We start from the raw sequence: 22197 nt of genomic DNA on the forward strand, positions 1-22197 counted from the left end.
GGGTATTTTACTTACGCCGTGTTGTACTAGGGAAAGATTTTTCCAATCCCCAATCCCCATTACCCTTTATCCCCAGAGGGGGCCCCACCTTCCCCAATCCCTAAACTAAAAATCAAAATTCCAAAATTATAAAGATGCAACCTACAGATCCAAATAAATTTACTGATAAAGCCTGGGAAGGAATTGTTAAATCTCAGGATATAGTTCGTGCTTATCAACAACAGCAACTAGATGTTGAACATTTAATTATTGCCCTGTTAGAAGAACCCACGAGTTTAGCAATCCGTATCCTGGCTCGATCTGAGGTCGATCCAATCCGCTTACAGGAACAGCTAGAAGCCTTTACCCAACGTCAGCCCAAAGTTGGTAAAAGCGATCAGCTTTACCTTAGCCGCAATTTGGATATTTTACTAGACCGAGCCGAGGAAGCTAGAGCCAGGATGAAAGATTCCTACATTTCCGTGGAACACATACTTTTGGCCTTTGCTGAAGACGATCGCATTGGACGAAAGATCCTCAAAGGCTTTAGTGCGGATGCAGCTAAACTAGAAGCTACTATCAAAGCTGTTCGCGGTAGCCAAAAGGTGACAGATCAAAGCCCAGAATCCCGCTATGAAGCTTTACAAAAATTTGGCAGAGATTTGACAGAACAGGCAAAAGCGGGAAAACTCGACCCGGTAATTGGGCGGGATGACGAAATTCGGCGGGTAATTCAAGTCTTGTCTCGTCGTAGCAAAAATAACCCTGTCTTGATTGGCGAGCCTGGGGTAGGTAAAACTGCGATCGCTGAAGCTTTGGCACAGCGAATGGTTAATGGTGACGTTCCCGAATCGTTAAAAAATCGCCAACTCATCTCTTTAGATATGGGTAGTTTAATTGCTGGGGCGAAATATCGAGGTGAGTTTGAAGACCGTCTAAAATCTGTTCTCCGGGAAGTTACGGAATCTAACGGGCAAATCGTCCTATTTATTGACGAACTGCATACCGTAGTCGGTACAGGTTCCAACCAACAAGGGGCAATGGATGCCGGAAATCTGCTCAAACCAATGCTGGCGCGGGGAGAACTGCGTTGTATTGGCGCTACTACCCTCGACGAGTTCCGCAAACACATAGAAAAAGATGCCGCGCTAGAACGCCGCTTTCAGCAAGTATTTGTGGATCAGCCAACGGTGGAAAATACTATTTCCATTCTGCGGGGATTGAAAGAACGCTATGAAGTGCATCACAACGTCAAAATTTCTGATTCGGCTCTGGTAGCAGCAGCAACCCTGTCAGCGCGTTATATTAGCGATCGCTTCCTACCAGATAAAGCCATCGACCTAGTGGATGAAGCCGCAGCCCAGTTGAAAATGGAGATTACCTCCAAACCAGCCGAATTGGAAACCATCGATCGCCGCCTCATGCAGTTAGAAATGGAAAAACTGTCGTTAGCTGGCGAAGAAAAGGGTACTCCCCAAACTAAAGAACGTTTAGAACGAATTGAGCAAGAAATCGCCAATTTAACGGAAAAACAGCTGACATTTAACGAGCAATGGCAAGGTGAAAAGCAGATACTTGAGGCTATCAGCGCCTTAAAGAAAGAAGAAGATGCGCTGCGAGTGCAAATCGAACAGGCAGAACGTGCCTATGATCTGAATAAAGCTGCCCAATTGAAGTATGGCAAATTGGAGGGAGTACAACGCGATCGCGAAGCCAAAGAAGCGAGCCTTTTAGAAATTCAAAACCAAGGTTCCACGTTGCTGCGAGAACAAGTCACCGAAGCCGATATTGCCGAAATCGTCGCCAAATGGACAGGAATTCCTGTTAATCGCCTGTTGGAATCAGAACGGCAAAAATTACTGCAACTAGAAAGTCATTTGCATCAACGAGTCATTGGACAAGAAGAGGCTGTAGAAGCAGTAGCAGCCGCAATTCGTCGCGCCCGTGCGGGGATGAAAGATCCCTCTCGTCCCATTGGTTCATTTTTGTTCATGGGCCCTACAGGTGTAGGCAAAACCGAACTCGCCCGCGCATTAGCTCAGTTTCTCTTTGATTCTGATGATGCCTTGGTGCGCTTAGATATGTCTGAGTATATGGAAAAACACTCAGTTTCTCGGTTAGTGGGTGCGCCTCCGGGATATGTAGGATATGAAGAAGGTGGTCAACTTTCCGAGGCGGTTCGCCGCCGTCCTTACTCAGTGGTGCTGCTAGATGAAGTGGAAAAGGCGCACCCCGATGTGTTTAATATTTTATTGCAAGTGTTAGATGATGGGAGAATTACTGATTCTCAAGGAAGGACGGTAGATTTTCGTAACAGCGTTATTGTCATGACCAGTAACATTGGTAGCGAACATATATTGGATGTATCTGGTGATGATTCCAAGTATGAAACGATGCGGAAGCGGGTAATGGATGGGTTGCGATCGCATTTCCGCCCGGAATTTCTCAACCGCGTTGATGATATTATTCTCTTCCATACCTTAAATCGCACAGAAATGCGGCAGATCATCCGTATTCAACTCAAGCGGGTAGAAAATCTCCTCCGCGAGCAAAAAATCTTCTTTGAAATATCCCAATCAGCTTGCGATCATCTTGTTGAATCAGGTTATGACCCAGTTTATGGAGCTCGTCCACTCAAACGGGCAATTCAGCGAGAAGTAGAAAACCCCCTCGCCACCAAGTTACTGGAAAATAATTTTATCTCTGGAGACACCATAATCATCGATAAAAATGAAACCGGTCTGTCTTTTAGTAAAAAAGTGCTGGTGAAGGTGTCAGTACCACAGATTGCTACATAGCATCTGGCACAAGAATCCCCCGTTTAGAAAACGGGGGAGTGTCAAATTGAAATCAGTGGTTAAGCTGTTGGACATTTAACTTACATAATAAATGACCTCTTAACAAAAGTAATGTGAACAGCAAAATTCCCGATTTCTTCTTAGAGAAGTCGGGAATTTTCGCTTAATATCTGATTATTTTGCACTAACTGATATTTTTCTTTTAACAGATGGGTATTATAAGCCTACTCTACTAACAACATCCTCATAAATTTGCCTTCAAATAAAATACATTTCCGCAATTTTACTGTGACGTTATGCTCTTATTGTTGTTCGAGCTTGAATTAAATAATTTTGAAAAAATCAGTGTTTACCGGATAAAATAAACAATTCATTAATGATATAACTTCAAACAAATTCTCTTTTGCAATAGCTGCTTCATTTGGAATTTCGTAAAACCAGATGCAGTAGTTAGACAAATATAGCCTCATCTTATGCCTGGGAAAATATTTGACAGGCATAAACAAAGATATCAAAAAAAATAGAAACCTCACTAAATATCACTTGACAGGGAAGCAGCTATGTCTCGAAAACGTCAGCTAGTCAAGGCAATTCAAAAAACTTTCAAACAAATTAGCAAGCAGTTTTTATCTGCAATTAACAAGCAAATTATTTGGCTCCTGCGGACTCTTTTTGGCACTCGAAGAAAACGCGGCTCAGAGAATGCTGGGTTTTTGTTGCCGACAGTGGCAATGGTGTTGATAGTAGTCGTCTTGTTGACCACTGTTATTTTGTTTCGGTCTTTTGAACGCTCCAAAAATGCTAGTAATGTCCGGGTGAATGAGGCTGTACTTAACGCCGCATCACCTGCCCTTGACAGAGCTAGAGCAAAATTAGACAAGCTATTTGATGACCGTCGGCTCCCACGAGCTACACCTTCAGATACAGCTTTAGAGAGTGCCTTCACGAATTATTTGAATGAATATACTTTTGGGGATGAAACTCAACTAAATCTGAATTATACCGGTCAAACAGCACTACCAACTTCATGGATGTACCCGATTGATACAAATAACAATGGGAAATTTGATACCTATACTCTTTATGGAATTTATTTCCGAAATCCGCCTATAACTAATGGCGCATATAGTCGTGCTAGAAATCCTTTAGAGGCCAGAACTCCGCCCATGACCTCTGGTAGTATAAGCAACGGTTGTCAAGATACTCTAGGAACAAGTGCTACTTTGGTGGGGAGTACGGGCTGGTTTAATATTGCTAGTAAGCTCAAAAAAAGCTTTTTTGTCTACACTGCTAATGTTCCCATCACTAATCCTAACCCACCAACCAATTACGAAACTTTCCAAGGTAATAAAGGTTTTTCAGCTTTAGAGTATCAACAAGACCGCGTACAACTACCGCTAGTTAACAATGCGGTGGTTTATGAAGATGATATAGAACTTACCCCTGGTCCTGCATTTAACCTCAATGGACGGATCTTGACTAATAGTAACTTCCTGACTGGTAGCGGTTCTCAAACTGTTACGCTTTATCAGGTTAGTAGTAAAAATTCCTGTTTTTACGATCAAGACAATTCCAAAATTATTGTCGGTGGCAATTTAGCAGCAGGTGGTTTCACGAATGATAGTGATTTAGGTAACAGTACTCTAGTACATTTATTCCAAGGGCAAGGATCTGATCCTAATACCAGTAATGGTGTTAAAGATAACAAATCAGTTGCAGGAGTACCGACTAATATTGCCTACAATAGTTTAGCTTATGTACAGCGCATCAATCTCTTAGTGAAATCGCAGGCGGCTAATGCTGCATCTACTGACCCACAAGAAGTCAAAGATGGTATTACTCAACAACTAAATGTATTAAATCTAAATACATCGACTGCCTCTACAGCACAACAAGCTAGTATCCGTAATAACCAGCTAGGACTTTACTTTAAAAAACGTACCCGCCGAGTACCCTATATTGAAATTGCTTTTGCTGGAGATGCACTAGGAACTTATAATGATACCGATAATAAGCCCCTAGTAGGAAGTGGTGACTCACTACGTCCACCAGACACTTGGGTTTATCCCTTTGATCCCACTGATGGTAAAACTAAGACTGGTTATGCCGAGTTAACACTAAAAGCTAATAGTTCTGATAGTACTAAGCTGTTACCTAGTGCTACAGAGACAACTAAGCAGCAACAAGTAGGTAAAGAACAATACGTTGGCGATCGCATTTTGCTTGGTAATAACCTACCTGCATTGTGGTGGAAAGGGACAACATTTGTTGGTTCAGATAGCACAGATACTCAAGATATTACAGGTATTGTCTGGGACGACGGAACTGGAACTCGCAATCGTCGCAGTCGTGTACAGCAACTAGCCGATTTAGGAACTGTTGACAGAGATGGAGACTGGGAATCAGCAGCTTCTAAAGTACCAACTACTCCCCAAGATCCTGTAGGCGGCTTACGGGTAATCACTGGTGCAGGGATTTATTTGCCTAAAGATTACACTCCTAGTAGTAGCCAAACTGATTTGAACACAGCAGCAGCAGCTACAAATAGAATTTGGTCAGATATGATGCCTGTACCTAATACTATTGCCATCAAAGCTGATAAATCAATCCAAGATACTCAAAATAGCAATATAGTATTACCCAACACTACTTATACACCGTATTTACGGATGCGGGCTACAGCAGTTTATCACTACCAAGCGAGTGGCTACAGTGCGACAACCCCTACACCTATTGCTTGTATAAGTAGCTTCTACGATCCCACAAATAGCGCTACAGCTAAGAACCTCAATAGTCTTCCGTCTGCGACAGGTTTTATCTATGACAAAGCCACAGGTGGTAAATCTCATAATGGTATTGTCTACGTAGCTCCAACAAAGGGGGTTTCTGACTATTCAGATTTACTAAACTACCAAGCTAGTTTAAGGTATCCCAATGGGCGGTTGGTAAATGAATTACTCAGCACCGCTTTACCAAAAGCAGCTGCCTCTCGGACACTCTCAGAGCAGTCTGCTATTCATGCTGCTATCTGTGCCATCCAAATATTAGATGGTAGTATCGGCGATCCAAGTAATACCGTTATCCCTCACGGTGCAATTTACGAAACTGCTTTTTTAGATGGAAGGCAGATTAAGGCAATTCATAAAGACGCGACAACGGCACTTGGTGTAAATACGTTCACCAATACCGATGGTGTAATTGGAGATGGAACTGGGATAGTAGCAAACGTGACGACTCCAGCCTACGAACTTGCCAAAGAAACCCGCCAACCTCTGGAAATTCGCACCACTGTATTAGATATTAGTAAGTTGCGGACAAAAACTTATGGCACTGCAACAACACAAGAATACTTAATCCCCAATAGCGGTATTGTTTACGCTACACGGGATGATGCACTTTTAGATTTGAGTGCTGCTTCTAATATTACGGCAGCAGACACGGATACACAAAAACAGAACAAAAAAGATGCTCAAAAATCAAGTAGCCCTGTAGACTTTATACTTGACCCAACTCGCCGTCCTAACGCCATCACGTTAATCAATGGCGACCCACTCTGGCGTGTTCAGGCTTACAGAGATGCAGAAAAAGGCTTGATTTTAGCCTCTAACTTGCCTGTATATATTCAAGGTGACTTTAATAAACATACCGGAGAAGAATTTAATACAGTTCTAGCTAGTGATTTGAGCAATTTCTACACTCGCGCTGCATCAGACCGTAATAAAAACTTTGCTTGTCGTACTGGTGACGCTAGGCTACCAAACTGCACCACTGGGGACGCATGGCGACCTGCCAGCGTGTTGTCAGATGCCATTACACTTCTTTCTAACAACTTCCAAAGGGGCTACCGGAGTGATGGAGACTATGACCTAAATAATAACCTGGGCGATACTTCTTCTATTACCGCATTTCAGAAAAATGGGTTTGCTTTTATCAATAGTAGTAATGCTGTAGTTACTACCAACAATAGTAATACCATCAATGCTGCCTGGTATGGTACTGACGGCTTGCCTAAAGACCTTGATACTACTACAACTGGTACTCAAGGTAGTTCTTATCTTAATAACTTTGTTACACCCATCCAACGAAGGAAAAATGCCCCAGAGTATTTAATGGAGGTCTGTCCAAAACTACCTGTTTCAGCTTGCAATACGGCTGATGGTTGGTGGGTGAGAATACCAGATCCAACTGCTACAATTCCAGATCCAGGTCTAAAAGCATCTGATGCTACTGGAGTTTTTCTCTTGCTAACTCATAAAGCAGGTACAACAGCACAATTACCGACTGATCCTAAATATCTAGGCTATCCTCGACGTGTTGCCTTTCTCCGTAATGCATCTGGAGTACTCACGGTTGATTCTAATAGTAAACCAACCATTATAGGTATCAAAAACCTGTTAATCACTCAATTTCCATTAGCTAGTTTTGATACTAATAGACCAGATTCTAAAGACAATGCTCTATGGTTCCGAACGACTACCGCTAATGACGATACTAAACCGCCAAAGTTTACTCTAGGCTCAAATACAAGCGATCAACCAGCTTTATCGCCAGTTTTACAAATTCAAGTGGCTTTCGGCACTGATGAAAGTACATCACCAACATCAAGTAGCAGAATAGGCCCTAGTAATACACAGGATAGTAACTGGCTGCAATGGGCCACACCTACCACCTTTAATTTAGCCGCAGCAGGGGGAGACACCCCGGCTCGTCCGACAGAAGATAATGGTGGTTTACACAACTTTGTCCGCTTACTGGAAAATTGGAACCCAACTAGCGACTTAAACGCAGCTATTGCAGCTAAAATTAACGGCTCTTTTATCCAAAGAGGTCGTAGTGTCTATGCTACTGCACCATTTGTAGCATTCTTAAATACCTCATCTAGCGCAGTATATCCGATCGCTAACTCTAGTGGTCTAGTACCTTTTTATCTAGCTCCTAAACGGCAGTGGGGTTATGATGTCGCCTTGCTGTCGCAATCACCAGATGCATTTTCGCAAAAATTAGCGATAACGCCAGATGACAAACCCAATGAATACTTCCGAGAAGTTGGTCGAGATGATACTTGGGTACAAACGTTATTGTGTGCAAAAGACACGAAAGGAACTATTGATGTAAGTGATGATACTAATGCTATCGATCTTGATCAACGTCCTACTAACTGCCCACCTACTTAAAATTTCCGAAGCTGGTGATTAGCAATGATTAAGCACAAACAACAAATCCACTCTTCTAGTGAATCTGGTTTCACGATTATTGAGTCGTTGGTAGCAATGCTAGTAGTTGCTATTTTACTAGCAGCGATCGCACCTACCATCGTCATTGCAACAGCAACTCGCGTCCAATCAAAACGCGTAGAACTAGCCACACAAGCTGTCAGAACATTCATTGACGGCGTAAAAACCGGAGCCGTGACAACTCCTGCTACCACTATTGCACCCACTGGAACATTAGCTGGCAATAATTTACTTACTCTTACAACTATGCCAGTTCCTCAAACAACAACATTGCTAACATCGCTATATTGCGTGACAAAAGATACAAATAACAGTTTGGTTATTACTAACCCAGATTGTACAAGCAACACAAGCAAAATATTTTACATTCAGGCTGTAAGAATTACAGCAACAGGAAGCACCCCAACTGATAGTACAGGTCTACCAAAGGATGGCTACCGTTTGGCAATTCGGGTTTATCGATCAGATATTGACGTTACTAAACCTGTCTATGCTGGTCTTAGCGATAGTAGTATCAATAAAAAACAAAACACTTTCACTGGAACTTTGGGAAATACCCAGTCCCCACTAGTGGAAATGACCACTGAGATTGGTTCTAGAAATACTTCTTTCAATGCTCTGTGTCAGCGTCTTGCTATTACTAGCGCCACTCCTATTCTTAGCAACAATACTTGTAATTAGTGACTTCCAAATAAAAAATACTCAATTACTTCTTGTGGGGTGGGCATCTTGCCATTGGTATCAACTTAACGTGAAACCGCTTGTCCACCGGGAATTGAAATTCCCATCTCATAGCTAAAGTCATCTGAAGATGACTAAATATCGCCAAAAATCTCTAGTCTACTTCAGTAGACTTTAGCCTATTAGCCCGGAAATTTATTTCCGGGCGGGCATGTCAGCCAACAGTTAAGCTATTTCCTAGCTTAAGTTGACACCAATGGCATCTTGTCTGCCTTTGGCTATGAGCAGGCAAGATAATTACGCTACAACATTGGATATCTACACCATCATTCACTATATGTATTTCTATCACTAAGGGGCATACCGTAGTTATGAAGAATGTACTCAGATTTCTTCTCAGCATTCAGCTGAAACACTCTAAGTTTGTTCAGCAAGTTCATGGTTTTACCCTGATAGAGCTTTTGGTAGCCTTATTGCTGGCATTCCTTGTGCTGACACCACTGCTAGGATTCATGGTTAATATTCTCACTACAGATCAGAAAGAGCAAGCAAAGGCAAATTCTGAACAAGAAATCCAGACAGCAATTGATTACATCGCCAATGATTTACAACAAGCTGTCTATATATATGATGGAGCTGCACTGGCTAACAATTCAAACACTACCCCAGCAAGCTCAGGAATTCAAGACCAAATACCTCCTGTTAAAAGTGCGACTGGTTGTAGTTCTACTGCTACTTGTAAACCAGTTCTCGTCTTTTGGAAACGCAAGTTTATTTCAGCTCCCAGCAGCACTACAGACGACACTTTTGTTTACTCACTAGTTGCCTACTATTTAATCAAAGATAGTAATACTACTTGGTCAAACGCGGCTCGTATTGCCAGATTTGAAATTAGTGATGGAGTTCTGGCTTCTAGTGGTACTAATGGAAATTGTACTGACTATCCTAATGATACATATATTACCTGTCCCAATAAAGGTTTTCAGCGTTTTAACTTAAATCTACCAGGTGCAGCAGGTATAAAGAATCAAATGAATTCATGGAAAACAGCCTCGTCAGCTTACGACCAACAAGCTTCGGTACTAATCGATTTTATCGATCAAACCTCTATTGGTTCAACAACTCTTCCTTGCACGCAGCAACCACTTAACTCAACCATAAATCCAACACTTAGCTCAGGTAATTTTATGGGCTTTTATACTTGCGTTGATGTTGCCAACACAACAGCACAGGTGTTTTTACGAGGCAATGCACTAGCTAGGTTGCAAAATAGCAATTTTGATTACTCTTCAACTAACCAAACTTACTTTCCGACCGCAAGTGTCCGCGTGCAAGGACGTGGATATTTATATACTAAATAAACTTCACAATAAACAGCACAACTAATAGTGGGGCATTATGGGCAACCTAACTTTAAAGTTATTCCACACTAGGATGTGTAATAAAGACACGAAGAAGCGATTTAATCCTCAACACGATGCTGGCTTTACTTTAATAGAAGTGCTTGTTGTGGTGCTAATGATCGGAATTTTGTCAGCGATCGCAGCTCCTAGTTGGCTTGCCTTTGTAAATCGACAGCAGCTAAATAAGGCTAATGACGCAGTTTTAGCTGCATTACAAGATGCAAAAAGGGAAGCTAAAAAAAGTAAACTTAGCTATACCGTGAGTTTTCAAAAAAATACCACAACTCAAAATGTAGAGGTTGCTGTTTATCGTACCAATCCTGGAGTCCCTACATGGAAACCTTTAGGGGCAGATATAGGCGTTAGCTCTAATAAATTACTGTTAGGTGCAAATCTCAGTGGCGAAAACACTGCCAATTCTACTAATAATTCTCCTGTATCTTATACTTTAAGTACGCCAATAAAAATTACCTTTGACTACATGGGGGCTTTACCAACTTTACCAACTCCTCCAAACTTTGGAACAGTGCCAGCAGGTACAGAGCCACCTGGGTTAAAAATAGTGGTAGCTGTACCAAGCGCTTCAAATTCTACATCGGCTAGTAGTGTAAAGCGATGCGTAATTGTGAAAACTCTCTTAGGTTCAATACTTACAGCAAAAGACAATAAATGCGATTAGGTAGTTGATGTAGTAATCTTTATTTAAAAACACGTAATAACACTGTACATAAAACTGCACATTGATCGCAAAATTGAAACATCATGTGCAGTTTTAATGTTTGATAGATTTATTTAAGAGTCGCTGATAAATTAGCCATTGGCTGAACATATAAAAAGCGTCATAATCAAAATATTCCTTTCATAAAATGACTGATAACCTTGACTTTACTGTAGCTATCCCAACTTATAACGGTGAAAGTCGTTTACCTGAACTACTAGAACGACTACAAAATCAACTTCACACCGAAAATTTATCTTGGGAAATTATAGTTGTAGACAATAACAGCACTGATAACACAGCTAAAGTTGTTCAAACATATCAAAAAAATTGGCAGTGTCCTTACCCTTTAAAATATTGCTTTGAAGCGCGACAGGGAGCAGCTTATGCACGAAAAAGAGCAGTAGCAGAAGCTAAAGGTAGACTTATCGGTTTTCTAGATGATGACAACTATCCAGTATCAAATTGGGTATCCACAGCTTATGCTTTTGCTGAAAAATATCCTAAAGCCGGAGCTTATGGCAGCCAAATTCACCCTGACTGGGAAGTAGAACCACCAGAAAACTTTCAGCGAATTGCTCCATTTTTGGCAATTACAGAGCGAGGTAATTTACCACTATTATATAAAGCAGCGAAAAAACTACTACCTCCTTCTGCTGGACTTGTTGTCCGAAAACAAGCTTGGTTAGAAAGTGTACCAGATAAGCCTATTTTAACTGGTAGAGTTAAAGGCAATATGCTCACCAGTGAGGATTTAGAAATGTTGTCCTACATCCAAAAATCAGGATGGGAAATTTGGTACAACCCTGAAATGGAGATTTCTCACAAAATCCCAAAATTTCGTTTGCAAAAAGATTATTTAATTCCGTTCTTTCGAGGTATCGGACTTAGCCGCTATGTGACTAGAACGGTAAATATAAAAAATGTGTATAGGCCGATTGCTCTTTTATCTTACATGATAAATGACCTGCGTAAAATCGCTTTGCACTTAATAAAATATAGAACTAAGGTCAAAAAAGATTTGGTGCTTGCTTGCGAAATGGAACTTTTTACAAGTAGTTTCGTTAGCCCTTTTTATCTATGGAAAAATGGATATTTTAAAAAATAAATTATAGAAACTTAAAGTATTATGACTGAACTACCAAGTGAAAAATTAGATATTAGCGTAGCCATTCCTGCATATAATGGAGCAACTCGTTTACCTAAAATTTTGGATAAAATCTTAACCCAGAAAGGAGTAGAAAAGCTTAACTGGGAAATTATTATTGTGGATAATAATAGTTCTGATAACACATCTGAAGTAATCGAGAATTATCAAAAAATATATGATGGAAGATTTCATATAAGATATTTTTTAGAACCCGAACAGGGAGCCGCTTTTGCACGACTGCGGGCAGTGCGTGAAGCCAGAGGGCAGCTAATCGCATTTTTAGATGATGATAATTTACCCGATCCTAATTGGTTATTAGAAGCATATAATTTTGGATTAAATCACCCTCAAGCAGGTGCTTGGAGTGGACAGATTCATGGTGATTTTGAAGTAAACCCACCAGAAAATTTTGAAAGAATTCAAGCTTTTTTAGCTATCAGAGAACATGGTTCAAATCCACATTTATTTGATGCGGATAATTTAAGACTACCTCCTGGTGCGGCGCTTGTTGTTCGGAAAGAAGTATGGTGTGAAAATGTACCAGTACGACCTAATTTAAGCGGGAAGTTACCTGGTATTTTGGTGCAGGGTGATGACTATGAACCATTACTTTATATACATTATGCAGGTTGGGAAATTTGGTATAACCCCACCATGCATACTTATCATCAAATACCACGTTGGCGATTTGAGAGAGATTACCTTCTAACTTTGGCGCGCGGCTGTGGATTGTGTATTTTCCAGTTACGCTTGATAAATACTAAAAATTGGCAAAAACCAATAGTGTTTGTGAAAACTATTTTAGGTAATTCACGCCGGGTATTACAGCATCTCATTCAATATAGATGGCAATTGAAAAGTAATCTTATTGCGCTTTTTGAGATGGAGTTTTACCTAGCTAGTATGATGAGTCCTTTTTACTATTTAAAATCTACTATACGCAGAGTATTAAAAAATAAATTAGCCACATAAAATAATGAAAGCTAGAAAAAAATTACCAAAAATCTCTGTAATCATTCCTGCTTATAATAGTGAGAAGACTATTAAACAGACAATTCAATCTGTTTTAAATCAAACTTTTACTAATCTAGAATTAATTGTAATTAATGATGGCTCACAAGACTCAACTTTAGAAATTATTACACAATTTCAAGATTTACGAATAAAAGTATTTTCCTATGCCAACGCTGGGGGTAATGTCAGTCGTAACCGAGGGCTAAACCATGCAGTTGGAGAATTTGTTAGTTTCTTAGACGCAGACGATCTTTGGACACCTGATAAACTTCAGTCTCAGTTAAAAGCTTTGCAAGGAAACGTTACTGCAAAAGTCGCTTACGGTTGGACTGATTACATTGATATCAATGGTAAATTTCTCCTTTCAGGTAAGCGCATTAATTTAAATGGAAATATTTATGAAGAATTATTACTAAATAACTTTTTAGAGAATGGTTCAAATCCCTTAATTTGTAAAAAATCTTTAATTACATTAGGTGGCTTTGACGAATCTCTAAATGCGGCTCAGGATTGGGATATGTGGCTGCGATTAGCCTCTAAGTTTGATTTTATATGTGTACCATCTGTACAAATTTTATATCGCCTAAGTGCTAATTCAGTTTCTTCCAATCTTGTCAGACAGGAAAAAGCCTGCTTAGAAGTGCTTGGGAGAGCATATAAAGAAAGACCTTCAACGGTTAGAAATAGTTGGGATATAAGTTTAGCAAATTTATACAAATACCTTGCTTGTAAAGCCTTGCAAAAGCCGTTTAATCGTCAAAAATCTCTATCATCTGTTAGATTTTTGTGGAAATATTTTCTTAACGATCCTTCAAAAGTTGAGAATTTAAATTTCACCTTAAAACTATTCTTGAAAATTGTCATAATTTTTATCTCGCCGACCTTGTTCTACAGTATTATTAATCGGCGCGATGCAAGAAACCAAGAACCTGAAAGATTGCTCAACATTTGGGCAGTTGAAAATCGGCCAGAAAGAAAAAATGGATACCCAGGTGTATTTACGATTTCTAGCTAATACAAAAAATCTCTGGAATAGAGACTCTAACAGTGGTTTTACCTTATTAGAGATGTTAGTAGTTGTTCTATTAATTAGTATATTAGCCACATTGGGAATATCTAACTGGCTGGCTTTTGTGGAGACTCGCCGTCTCAACACTGCCCAAAACCAGGTTCATTATGCTATGCGCCAAGCCCAAAGGCAAGCCACTAAGGAGAAATTGACTTGGCAAGCCAGCTTTCGTGAACAAAACAGCATAGTTCAATGGGCAGTTCATCCTGCTACAGTAAACCCATCTAACGTTAACTGGAATAATCTGGATTCCAATGTGCGCTTGGATGAGGAAACAACTTTATCAGAGTCAGATGGCATCAAACAAATCCAATTTGATTACAAGGGTAGTGTCACTAAACCACCATTGGGACGGATCACTCTATCTAGCAAGTCTGGTGGTAAAGTTAAACGTTGCATCATAGTTTCTACAATTTTAGGGGCAATGCGAACGGCAAAGGAGCATACTACAAGCAGTAACGATAAGTATTGTCACTAAAATATTTTTAGTTTATTCAAAAGACAAGGTATTCTGTGCTGAACTTACCAGGAAACCCAAAACGGCACCTGATTATTTTTACTCGCTATCCAGAACCAGGTAAGACAAAAACGAGATTGATACCTGTTTTGGGAACTGTTGGTGCTGCTAATCTTCAACGCCAAATGAGTGAATATACAATATTTCAGGTTCAAGAATTGCAAAAGGCTGTTGACATATTTGTAGAAGTGCGGTTTACAGGTGGCGATTCGCAACTCATGGAAGACTGGCTGGGGTTGGATTTGGTTTATCAGTTTCAAGGTGAAGGGGATCTAGGTTCGCGGATGGTGCGATCGCTTTTCGATGCCTTTCAATCTGGTATGGAACAAGTAATTATCATCGGTACAGATTGTCCTGGAGTGAATGCCCAGATTCTCGCGACAGTTTTTGAGAAGCTACACGCCTTTGACTTAGTACTTGGCCCTGCGATCGATGGTGGATATTACTTAATTGGTTTGCGTCAACCCATCCTGGAGTTATTCGTTAACATCGACTGGGGAACCGATCGAGTATTCCAGAAAACCGTGGACATTGCTCAGAAACTTAATTTATCATACGTGAGCTTGTCGCCTTTAGCTGATATTGACCGACCGGAGGATCTACCAATTTGGGAACAAGCCCTTGCAAGTCAGATGGAAAAATGAAGGAGATGAGTAGAGATATAAGTAGGTCGGCGTAAATAATTATCGTTGGGAAAGGCAGGGGGCAGGGAGCAGGGAGCAGGGGGAAAGAGAGTTTGATCCTTGTTTACTTTTCTTTACACAGTTTGGTTTTATTGTGCCGACTTACTTAGCAATTTTTGTATGGATGCAAGATATATGAAATCCCCGAATTAATTTCGTATCTTAAGACACCAGGGATTTCCTGAAGACACTATACATAACAAATGTTACTGTGGTCTAGTTGAAAACCAAGAGGCAGATAGCCTTTACCACGATTGAATCTGCTTTATGTTTTTACACAATAGTCACGGTCATGGGCACAATATTCAAGTAGCTTGAAATATGAAAATCACTCGTATTCACCGCCAGTTTGAAAAACTATGGTTAACCGTTTTGCTTCCGTAAGTCCTGCCCTCACGCTTAAGGTAGTTGGCATAATCTGCATTTTGTCTTTTTTCGTTGACTTTTTGATTCTATTGTTACCCTTTCAACCGACTGATCGGGTATGGCAAATCAACTTGGCAACAGCACTCGTCGATCGGGGAATTGTTCCTTTAGTAGGTTTAGGGCTTCTGTTTGCTGCCTATTGGGTTGGTAATCCTGATGCCGGAAGCGATCGCCCCCAAGGTATCGATTTAAGATTTCCCGCCCTGATCATCTCAAGTATTTTAGGGTTGATGTTCTTGCTGATTTTTCCCCTGCACCTGAATAATGTCAATCAAGCTAAGGCTCAAACACTTAACCGCATCACTCAAGAAGCAGATCAAGCAGAAAATCAACTGAACACTCGGTTATCGCAATTGCAAGCACAACTGAATACTGAGCAAGGAAAAGCCCAACTAGAACAGCTGCGAAACCAAACCAAAGCTCAGTTTAGTGAAATCCTCAAAGATGACCAAAAATATAAGCAAGCACTTGAAAGCCCTCAAATTCCTGCAAACATTAAAGAGTTACTGAAGAAGGCTAAAACGAATCCCCAAGCACTTGACAAAGCTATCGAACAACAAACAGATATTCAAACGCTGCAAACTCAACAACTGAGCCAAGTTCGCCAGCGCAGAGACGAAGCGCTGCAACAAGCTAAAGATACTGCTTGGAAATCTGGACTGCGGATTGGGATTAGCAGTTTGCTGTTGGCTATTGGTTACATTATCATCGGCTGGACAGGCTTAAGAGGTAGGGGTGCTGTACAAGGTGGTAAACCTAGAGCTGCCGCACGCTAATCCACTATTGGCATGGCAGTAATAACGTATCTAAAGATTATTGACGGCTGATACTGCCATGCAGCTAATAGCTCATAACAATAAAAAAGCAATTATCACTGAGTAAAATCACTATAAAACTTGGGTAATGTTCTCAATTTACATACTGACATATAACGAAGAAATAGATATTGCTGGTTGTATCGAATCGGCGATGCTATCGGATGACATCATTGTTGTGGATTCATGCAGTAGCGATCGCACTGTGGAAATTGCCAATCGCTATCCCATCCGCGTTGTCCAACATGCTTTTGAAAGCCACGGACGCCAACGCACCTGGATGTTAGAGTCTATCATCCCGAAGCACGAATGGGTTTACATTCTCGAAGCTGACGAGCGTATGACACCAGAACTGTTCGCGGAATGTGAAAGGGCAAGTCAGAATCCAGACTACATCGGTTACTATGTGGCTGAACGTGTGATGTTTATGGATCGTTGGATTCGCTACAGCACACAGTATCCCCGTTACCAAATGCGACTCTTCCGCCACGGTAAAGTGTGGTTTACAGACTATGGTCATACTGAGCGAGAAGTTTGTGAGGGGGCAACTAGCTTTTTAAAAGAAACATACCCACATTACACTTGTAGCAAAGGCTTGAGTCGCTGGATTGACAAGCATAACCGTTATTCTACAGATGAAGCTCAAGAAACACTTTATCAACTAGAACAGGGAACGGTTAACTGGCGAGATTTATTCTTTGGTAAATCGGAACTTGAAAAACGTCGCGCCTTGAAAGATTTGTCTTTGCGTTTGCCCGCCAGACCGTTGCTACGGTTTATATATATGTATTTTATCTTAGGCGGATGTTTAGATGGACGCGCTGGAATCGCTTGGTGTACATTGCAGGCATTCTACGAATATCTGATTTTGCTCAAAGTCTGGGAAATGAAGTATCTACCAAAACCTAATTTAGAGGCAACAGCAACTCTGGCACAAGAGAGTACACAAAAGTTACAGTGCAGGGATTCTGAAAGTACTCATGTTGATACGGTATAAAGGAAACTGGAGATTAGAAGGATTCCTAGTAAGATCAACAAGCCGCGAGAGGGTGCGCGATCGCAAAATCAGAATGCCAGAAGTAGGATAGCACAGCTAGCTGTGCTACCCTACTGTGTGTTACATCTAAACAAAACCATTATCATAAATTAATATTTTTAACAGAACATTTTCATAAAAGCCGCTCCTGCTTAAATGTGACTGCCCAGATAAAATAATTCCTTAGTTTACCTGGTGAGACTTTCACAATCATCAGCAGCTTTTGATTAAGCGCGGTAGATTAGTAATAACCAAGGACTTGCAACAATCATTTACAAGTCTGACAAAGAAAAGTAACATCCTTTGAGAATAACCAGTCGCCATCGGATTGGTTAACGTCTATGTGTATGCTTATGGCGAGTGTCAAAGGAAAATAGCTGATTTTCAGCAATCCCTATGTATTTTTGCGGCAGCATCCAAGCTACTAGGGTTTTGGAAGTTAGTTGCGGCATAAACTGCCTAAAGTTAAAGTCTTCGGAATTTGACGAATCTGCTGGTATGGATACCGATAACAAAAGTTCCTCTAGCTTAAAACAGGAGAATCGGGGCTTGGTAATCGATCGCCTAAAACAGGATTTAAAAAACGACCTGATTGCTGGTTTATTGGTAATAATTCCCCTAGCAACCACTATCTGGCTGACAATTACTATTGCTAATTGGGTAATTAACTTCCTCACCCAAATTCCCAAACAACTGAATCCCTTTGATGGCTTAAACCCAGTTATAGTAAATCTACTGAATTTATTAGTAGGGTTGGCTGTACCTTTACTAAGTATACTATTAATGGGCTTAATGGCTCGTAATATAGCTGGGCGATGGTTGTTAGATTTTGGTGAGCGATTATTACAGGCAATTCCTTTAGCAGGACAGGTATATAAAACTCTCAAACAGCTTTTAGAAACAATCCTAAAGGATTCTAATGGCAAGTTTCGCCGCGTAATTTTAGTAGAATATCCCCGCCGAGGAATTTGGGCGATCGCTTTTGTTACTGGCGCAATCAGCAATGATATCCAAGCCCAGATGCCTCGTCCCGTACTAAGTGTTTTTATCCCCACCACCCCGAATCCAACTACCGGATGGTACGCAGTCGTTCCTGAAGACGAGGTGGTGAACCTCTCCATGTCCATTGAAGACGCCTTTAAAATAGTTGTATCAGGTGGCATTGTCGCTCCCAATACACCCTTGGTTTTCTCCAAAGAATCCATACTAAAAGTCACACACGAAGAAACCAAGCAGCAGGTTATTACTGAATTTGGGACTGGGGACTAGGGACTGGGGAGTGGGAAAGATGAGTATGTGGATTCATACACTAAGCAAATCTTAAAAGAATTTCTTCTTTAGTAGGACTTATGCAATAACTCTCTGAAACTCTTATTCCTTTGTGGCTTTTGCATCCTACCCTGCGGGAAGCACCTCTTCGTCTATGCGGTTCATTTTTTATTTTGCGTAAGTTCTAGTACCCAGTATCCAGTCCCCAATCCTCAATCCCCAGTACCTTCTTATTAGCTGTTTAGGTAGCGTCTGGTAGAGAAGTTGGAGAATCTTGGGCGCGACTCGTTAAAATCTATCTGGCAAAGTCACAAGTAAATCGGTAATTTTGTTATTTTACTGTGCCAAAATTGGTACAATTGTAAGTTTGCCCAGCCTAGTTAATCTATTCTCGCACAATCACCCCTCATTTTTATGCAACCCCGTAAACCCCAGCAAATTGCTCGTGAATTGGCGCTTTTAAGCCTTAGTCAATTGCCAGTTAACCCCAAAAAATTAGATAAATTGGAAGACGATCAACTAGTATCCAAGTTGGTACTAGGAGCAGTACGGACTCTGACCTCAGAAGTGCAAGATACTCTTGATAATGCCGCAGGTGAACTGCAACGCAGTAACGATCGCCTTTTAAGCAGTCAAACTCGTGCTTCTGATCTCAATACTGCCAGAACAATGCTTCAAGAAGCGATCGCCTGTACCCAAACAGCAATCAATCAGTTGGGTACAGCAGTTGAGTTCCCAGTATTGATTCAGTTAGCTAATCAGGACAAGGGAGTTCGGAATTACGCTAAAGAGCTTGTGATTACCGTCAACGAAAATCGACATATTATAGATCAACTCATTTCTAATGCCTTAGTAGATTGGCAAGTAACTCGCCTCGCCCAAATTGACCGCGATATCTTGCAAATCGCTGTGGCAGAAATGAAGTTCTTAGGAGTTCCAGATAGTATCGCCATTAACGAAGCTGTGGAATTAGCCAAACGCTACAGTGGCGATGATGGTCATCGGTTTATTAACGGTGTTTTGCGCCGAGTTACTGAGCAGAAACAAACAGCATAGCCTTTTATGCCTTTTATACTTACTTCCAAAAGTGAGCAAAATGAGGGGGATAAGGGAGAAATAAGCAATGCCCCATGCCCCAAGTTAAATTAAACTCATAACTCATAACTCATAACTTATATAACCAATACTGCTGCAATGGTTTTTAATTGGTTCCGTCGTCAACATAATGATTCCTCTGATACTCCCTCCGATCAGAAGCAGGAAGAAACTCCTCCTATACAAGAACCCCAAACAGAGCCAGTTGAAACTGCACCAGACACAACGGCAGATTTGTTGGCATTTGCTAAAGCTGCCTACAAAAATATTCAGCAAAAACAACAAGCTGAGGTAGTAGAAACCCCACCTGATTTAGCAGATTCCTCAGTACCATCAGCGCAAGCTGAAACCACAGAAACGCAAATTGCAGAAGTCACTGAACCAGAAGCAACTGAGGAACCTGCTAGTACAACCGTAGAAGCTGAACAGCCAGTAGTAATCCAAGCTGCTACTGAGGAAAATACAGAAGATTCATTAGTGGCAGCAATTACCGAGCAGCCAGATGTCTCCAGCCCAGAACTCACAGCCAGCGAAGTTGAACCAATACCCACCGAACCAGAGGCAGCACCAGCCGCCTTATCCTTCTTAGAACGGGCGGCGGCAGAACGGCAAGCCAAGCTGGAACAACTAATAGCCACCGCTATTGAAGTCCCCGAACCGGAAGTAGCACAGCCAGTAGCCACAACCTCAGAGGTGGGAGAGGAAATTTTTGGGCTGGAATTTGATGATGGGTTTGTCTGGTCAGCGAAAGTTCTGGCAGATCAAGGTAGAAGTGCAGAAGACGTTTCTCTTGAAGAAATTACCTGGCTGAAAAAGCTCCGGCAAGGCTTAGACAAAACTCGCCGTAGTATTCTCAACCAACTAAAGGCGATCGTTGGTCAAGGGCCGCTTAATCAAGCTGCTGTGACGGAAATTGAGGCGTTGCTCTTGCAAGCTGATGTGGGTGTACAGGCGACAGACTTTATTATTGATGCTCTACAGAAAAAACTTCGAGAAGAAGTTACTGCACCTGAAGAAGCGATCGCTTATCTGAAAAAAATCCTCCGAGATATGCTGGATGCACCAAGCAAAACATCCCACAAAACTAGCTTTACCCCAGAAAAAGAAACCTTAAATATTTGGTTAATCACTGGCGTAAATGGCGCCGGTAAAACTACCACCATCGGCAAAATTGCCCACCTCGGACAAAAATCTGGTTATAAATGTTTGATTGGGGCAGCAGACACCTTCCGTGCCGCTGCTGTGGAACAGGTGAAGGTTTGGGGTAGTAGGAGTGGTGTGGATGTCATTGCCAATCCGGGAAAGAATACAGATCCAGCAGCAGTTGTATTTGATGCGATCGCAGCCGCTCAAGCGCGTCAAACTGAATTACTTCTGGTAGATACAGCTGGGCGACTGCAAAACAAGAAAAATTTAATGGACGAACTCGGTAAAATTCGGCGAATTATCGACAAAAAAGCCCCAAATGCTAAAGTAGAATCTCTTTTGGTTCTGGATGCCACTTTAGGGCAAAATGGACTACGGCAAGCTGAAGTTTTCTCTCAAGCTGCCCAACTGAGTGGCGTTGTCTTAACTAAGCTTGATGGTACTGCCAAAGGCGGCGTTGCCTTGGCCGTTGTACAACAGCTAGGTTTACCCATTCGCTTTATTGGTGCTGGCGAAGGAATTGAAGACCTGCGACCCTTTTCGAGCTATGAGTTTGTCGAAGCTCTCTTGAGTGGCTAATTGAAAAATTTGGGGTCAAAAATTTTTCTTGACAAACTGATAAATTTAGGGATAACTGATCTGGTATTATCACTTGAACTAACTAGAAATAAAATGCTGGAAACGGCTCAAGTACTGAAACCATAAGTTTGTAACATTCAGGAGGCGCTTTCCTCCTGTCTCCTACCTTCTCTCAGTAAATGGGTGATTTTTGCTAACATTTCCAGCTAATGCCCTTTTTGACACCCAAAATGGGCTTTTTCAATGTAGCACTACGGCTATTTTGTGACACACAAAAGCCTGTAAACTTGAACCTTACAGCAATTTGACGGGCAAGCAAAGTGTCAGCAATTTGCCCAGAACCTATCTCAACAAAAGTACGGCTTCCCACTATAAAAACTTCAGAGAATTATCGATTGTAAACTCAAAAGCTAAATATTGGCAATTATTCCGTCAATTATGGTATACAAATTAAGTATTTGAAGACTTATTTACATATTTTCCGATTTGGGAATCAGTGTAAGTCAGCTTTTAACAAGCCAAGCTTCATTTGAGCGCTTCTAGAGCTTTTCCCTTAGAAGGCTTCTAGTCTCCTAGTTGCTTCTG

At 41.2% G+C, this 22197-nt stretch carries 15 protein-coding genes; all 15 read left to right on the forward strand.

Features of this window, described 5'->3' with window-relative positions:
- Nucleotides 1–134 precede the first annotated feature (134 nt).
- Nucleotides 135–2777: an ATP-dependent chaperone ClpB gene (clpB, locus tag HWQ39_RS21675; protein ID WP_292849446.1), complete on the forward strand. Its 2643-nt coding sequence runs from the start codon at nt 135–137 to the stop codon at nt 2775–2777.
- 560 nt (nt 2778–3337) lie between these two features.
- Complete coding sequence (gene hpsA, locus HWQ39_RS21680; RefSeq protein ID WP_292849447.1) at nt 3338–7951, forward strand: hormogonium polysaccharide biosynthesis protein HpsA; 4614 nt, start codon at nt 3338–3340, stop codon at nt 7949–7951.
- A 24-nt stretch (nt 7952–7975) separates the two neighbouring features.
- Complete coding sequence (gene hpsB, locus HWQ39_RS21685) at nt 7976–8692, forward strand: hormogonium polysaccharide secretion pseudopilin HpsB (protein ID WP_292849449.1); 717 nt, start codon at nt 7976–7978, stop codon at nt 8690–8692.
- Nucleotides 8693–9063: 371 nt separating this feature from the next.
- On the forward strand, nt 9064–10053 hold the full coding sequence (gene hpsC / locus HWQ39_RS21690; RefSeq protein WP_292849451.1) for a hormogonium polysaccharide secretion pseudopilin HpsC: 990 nt from the start codon (nt 9064–9066) through the stop codon (nt 10051–10053).
- 37 nt (nt 10054–10090) lie between these two features.
- The gene (locus tag HWQ39_RS21695; protein WP_292849453.1) at nt 10091–10774 is read left to right on the forward strand and encodes a prepilin-type N-terminal cleavage/methylation domain-containing protein; all 684 of its coding nucleotides are present in this window, start codon (nt 10091–10093) and stop codon (nt 10772–10774) included.
- 187 nt (nt 10775–10961) lie between these two features.
- The gene (gene hpsE, locus HWQ39_RS21700) at nt 10962–11921 is read left to right on the forward strand and encodes a hormogonium polysaccharide biosynthesis glycosyltransferase HpsE (protein WP_292849455.1); all 960 of its coding nucleotides are present in this window, start codon (nt 10962–10964) and stop codon (nt 11919–11921) included.
- Nucleotides 11922–11942: 21 nt separating this feature from the next.
- Nucleotides 11943–12935, forward strand: a complete 993-nt coding sequence (gene hpsE / locus HWQ39_RS21705) for a hormogonium polysaccharide biosynthesis glycosyltransferase HpsE (protein ID WP_292849457.1) — start codon at nt 11943–11945, stop codon at nt 12933–12935.
- 4 nt (nt 12936–12939) lie between these two features.
- Complete coding sequence (locus tag HWQ39_RS21710; RefSeq protein WP_292849459.1) at nt 12940–13992, forward strand: glycosyltransferase; 1053 nt, start codon at nt 12940–12942, stop codon at nt 13990–13992.
- The gene (locus tag HWQ39_RS21715) at nt 13958–14524 is read left to right on the forward strand and encodes a Tfp pilus assembly protein FimT/FimU (protein ID WP_292849461.1); all 567 of its coding nucleotides are present in this window, start codon (nt 13958–13960) and stop codon (nt 14522–14524) included. Before HWQ39_RS21710 ends, HWQ39_RS21715 begins: the two co-directional genes overlap by 35 nt.
- Before the next feature lie 35 nt (nt 14525–14559).
- Nucleotides 14560–15207 carry a TIGR04282 family arsenosugar biosynthesis glycosyltransferase gene (locus HWQ39_RS21720; RefSeq protein ID WP_292849463.1) on the forward strand — a complete coding sequence of 216 codons (648 nt, stop codon included), beginning with the start codon at nt 14560–14562 and terminating at the stop codon, nt 15205–15207.
- Between the two features lie 398 nt (nt 15208–15605).
- The gene (locus HWQ39_RS21725; protein ID WP_292849465.1) at nt 15606–16448 is read left to right on the forward strand and encodes an HpsJ family protein; all 843 of its coding nucleotides are present in this window, start codon (nt 15606–15608) and stop codon (nt 16446–16448) included.
- Nucleotides 16449–16575: 127 nt separating this feature from the next.
- Nucleotides 16576–17484 (forward strand): glycosyltransferase family 2 protein, encoded by a 909-nt coding sequence (locus tag HWQ39_RS21730; RefSeq protein ID WP_292849467.1) that lies wholly within the window; start codon nt 16576–16578, stop codon nt 17482–17484.
- A 537-nt stretch (nt 17485–18021) separates the two neighbouring features.
- The gene (locus HWQ39_RS21735) at nt 18022–18792 is read left to right on the forward strand and encodes a DUF502 domain-containing protein (protein WP_292849469.1); all 771 of its coding nucleotides are present in this window, start codon (nt 18022–18024) and stop codon (nt 18790–18792) included.
- A 414-nt stretch (nt 18793–19206) separates the two neighbouring features.
- A complete protein-coding gene (gene nusB, locus HWQ39_RS21740) occupies nt 19207–19848 on the forward strand; it encodes a transcription antitermination factor NusB (RefSeq protein WP_179068411.1) in 642 nt (213 codons plus the stop codon).
- 138 nt (nt 19849–19986) lie between these two features.
- A complete protein-coding gene (ftsY, locus tag HWQ39_RS21745) occupies nt 19987–21612 on the forward strand; it encodes a signal recognition particle-docking protein FtsY (RefSeq protein ID WP_292849472.1) in 1626 nt (541 codons plus the stop codon).
- Nucleotides 21613–22197 lie beyond the last annotated feature (585 nt).

This window comes from Nostoc sp. NMS8, from assembly GCF_017115045.1.
In the GTDB taxonomy this organism is placed as follows: domain Bacteria; phylum Cyanobacteriota; class Cyanobacteriia; order Cyanobacteriales; family Nostocaceae; genus Nostoc.

Excerpts from the sequence above, each read along its gene's own strand:
- hpsB (WP_292849449.1), top strand. The coding sequence starts at position 7,976 with ATGATTAAGCACAAACAACAAATCCACTCTTCTAGTGAATCTGGTTTC.
- HWQ39_RS21715 (WP_292849461.1), top strand. The coding sequence starts at position 13,958 with ATGGATACCCAGGTGTATTTACGATTTCTAGCTAATACAAAAAATCTC.
- ftsY (WP_292849472.1), top strand. The coding sequence starts at position 19,987 with ATGGTTTTTAATTGGTTCCGTCGTCAACATAATGATTCCTCTGATACT.
- HWQ39_RS21725 (WP_292849465.1), top strand. The coding sequence starts at position 15,606 with ATGGTTAACCGTTTTGCTTCCGTAAGTCCTGCCCTCACGCTTAAGGTA.
- HWQ39_RS21695 (WP_292849453.1), top strand. The coding sequence starts at position 10,091 with ATGGGCAACCTAACTTTAAAGTTATTCCACACTAGGATGTGTAATAAA.
- hpsA (WP_292849447.1), top strand. The coding sequence starts at position 3,338 with ATGTCTCGAAAACGTCAGCTAGTCAAGGCAATTCAAAAAACTTTCAAA.
- HWQ39_RS21735 (WP_292849469.1), top strand. The coding sequence starts at position 18,022 with ATGGATACCGATAACAAAAGTTCCTCTAGCTTAAAACAGGAGAATCGG.
- HWQ39_RS21730 (WP_292849467.1), top strand. The coding sequence starts at position 16,576 with ATGTTCTCAATTTACATACTGACATATAACGAAGAAATAGATATTGCT.
- hpsE (WP_292849455.1), top strand. The coding sequence starts at position 10,962 with ATGACTGATAACCTTGACTTTACTGTAGCTATCCCAACTTATAACGGT.
- clpB (WP_292849446.1), top strand. The coding sequence starts at position 135 with ATGCAACCTACAGATCCAAATAAATTTACTGATAAAGCCTGGGAAGGA.
- nusB (WP_179068411.1), top strand. The coding sequence starts at position 19,207 with ATGCAACCCCGTAAACCCCAGCAAATTGCTCGTGAATTGGCGCTTTTA.
- hpsE (WP_292849457.1), top strand. The coding sequence starts at position 11,943 with ATGACTGAACTACCAAGTGAAAAATTAGATATTAGCGTAGCCATTCCT.
- HWQ39_RS21710 (WP_292849459.1), top strand. The coding sequence starts at position 12,940 with ATGAAAGCTAGAAAAAAATTACCAAAAATCTCTGTAATCATTCCTGCT.
- hpsC (WP_292849451.1), top strand. The coding sequence starts at position 9,064 with ATGAAGAATGTACTCAGATTTCTTCTCAGCATTCAGCTGAAACACTCT.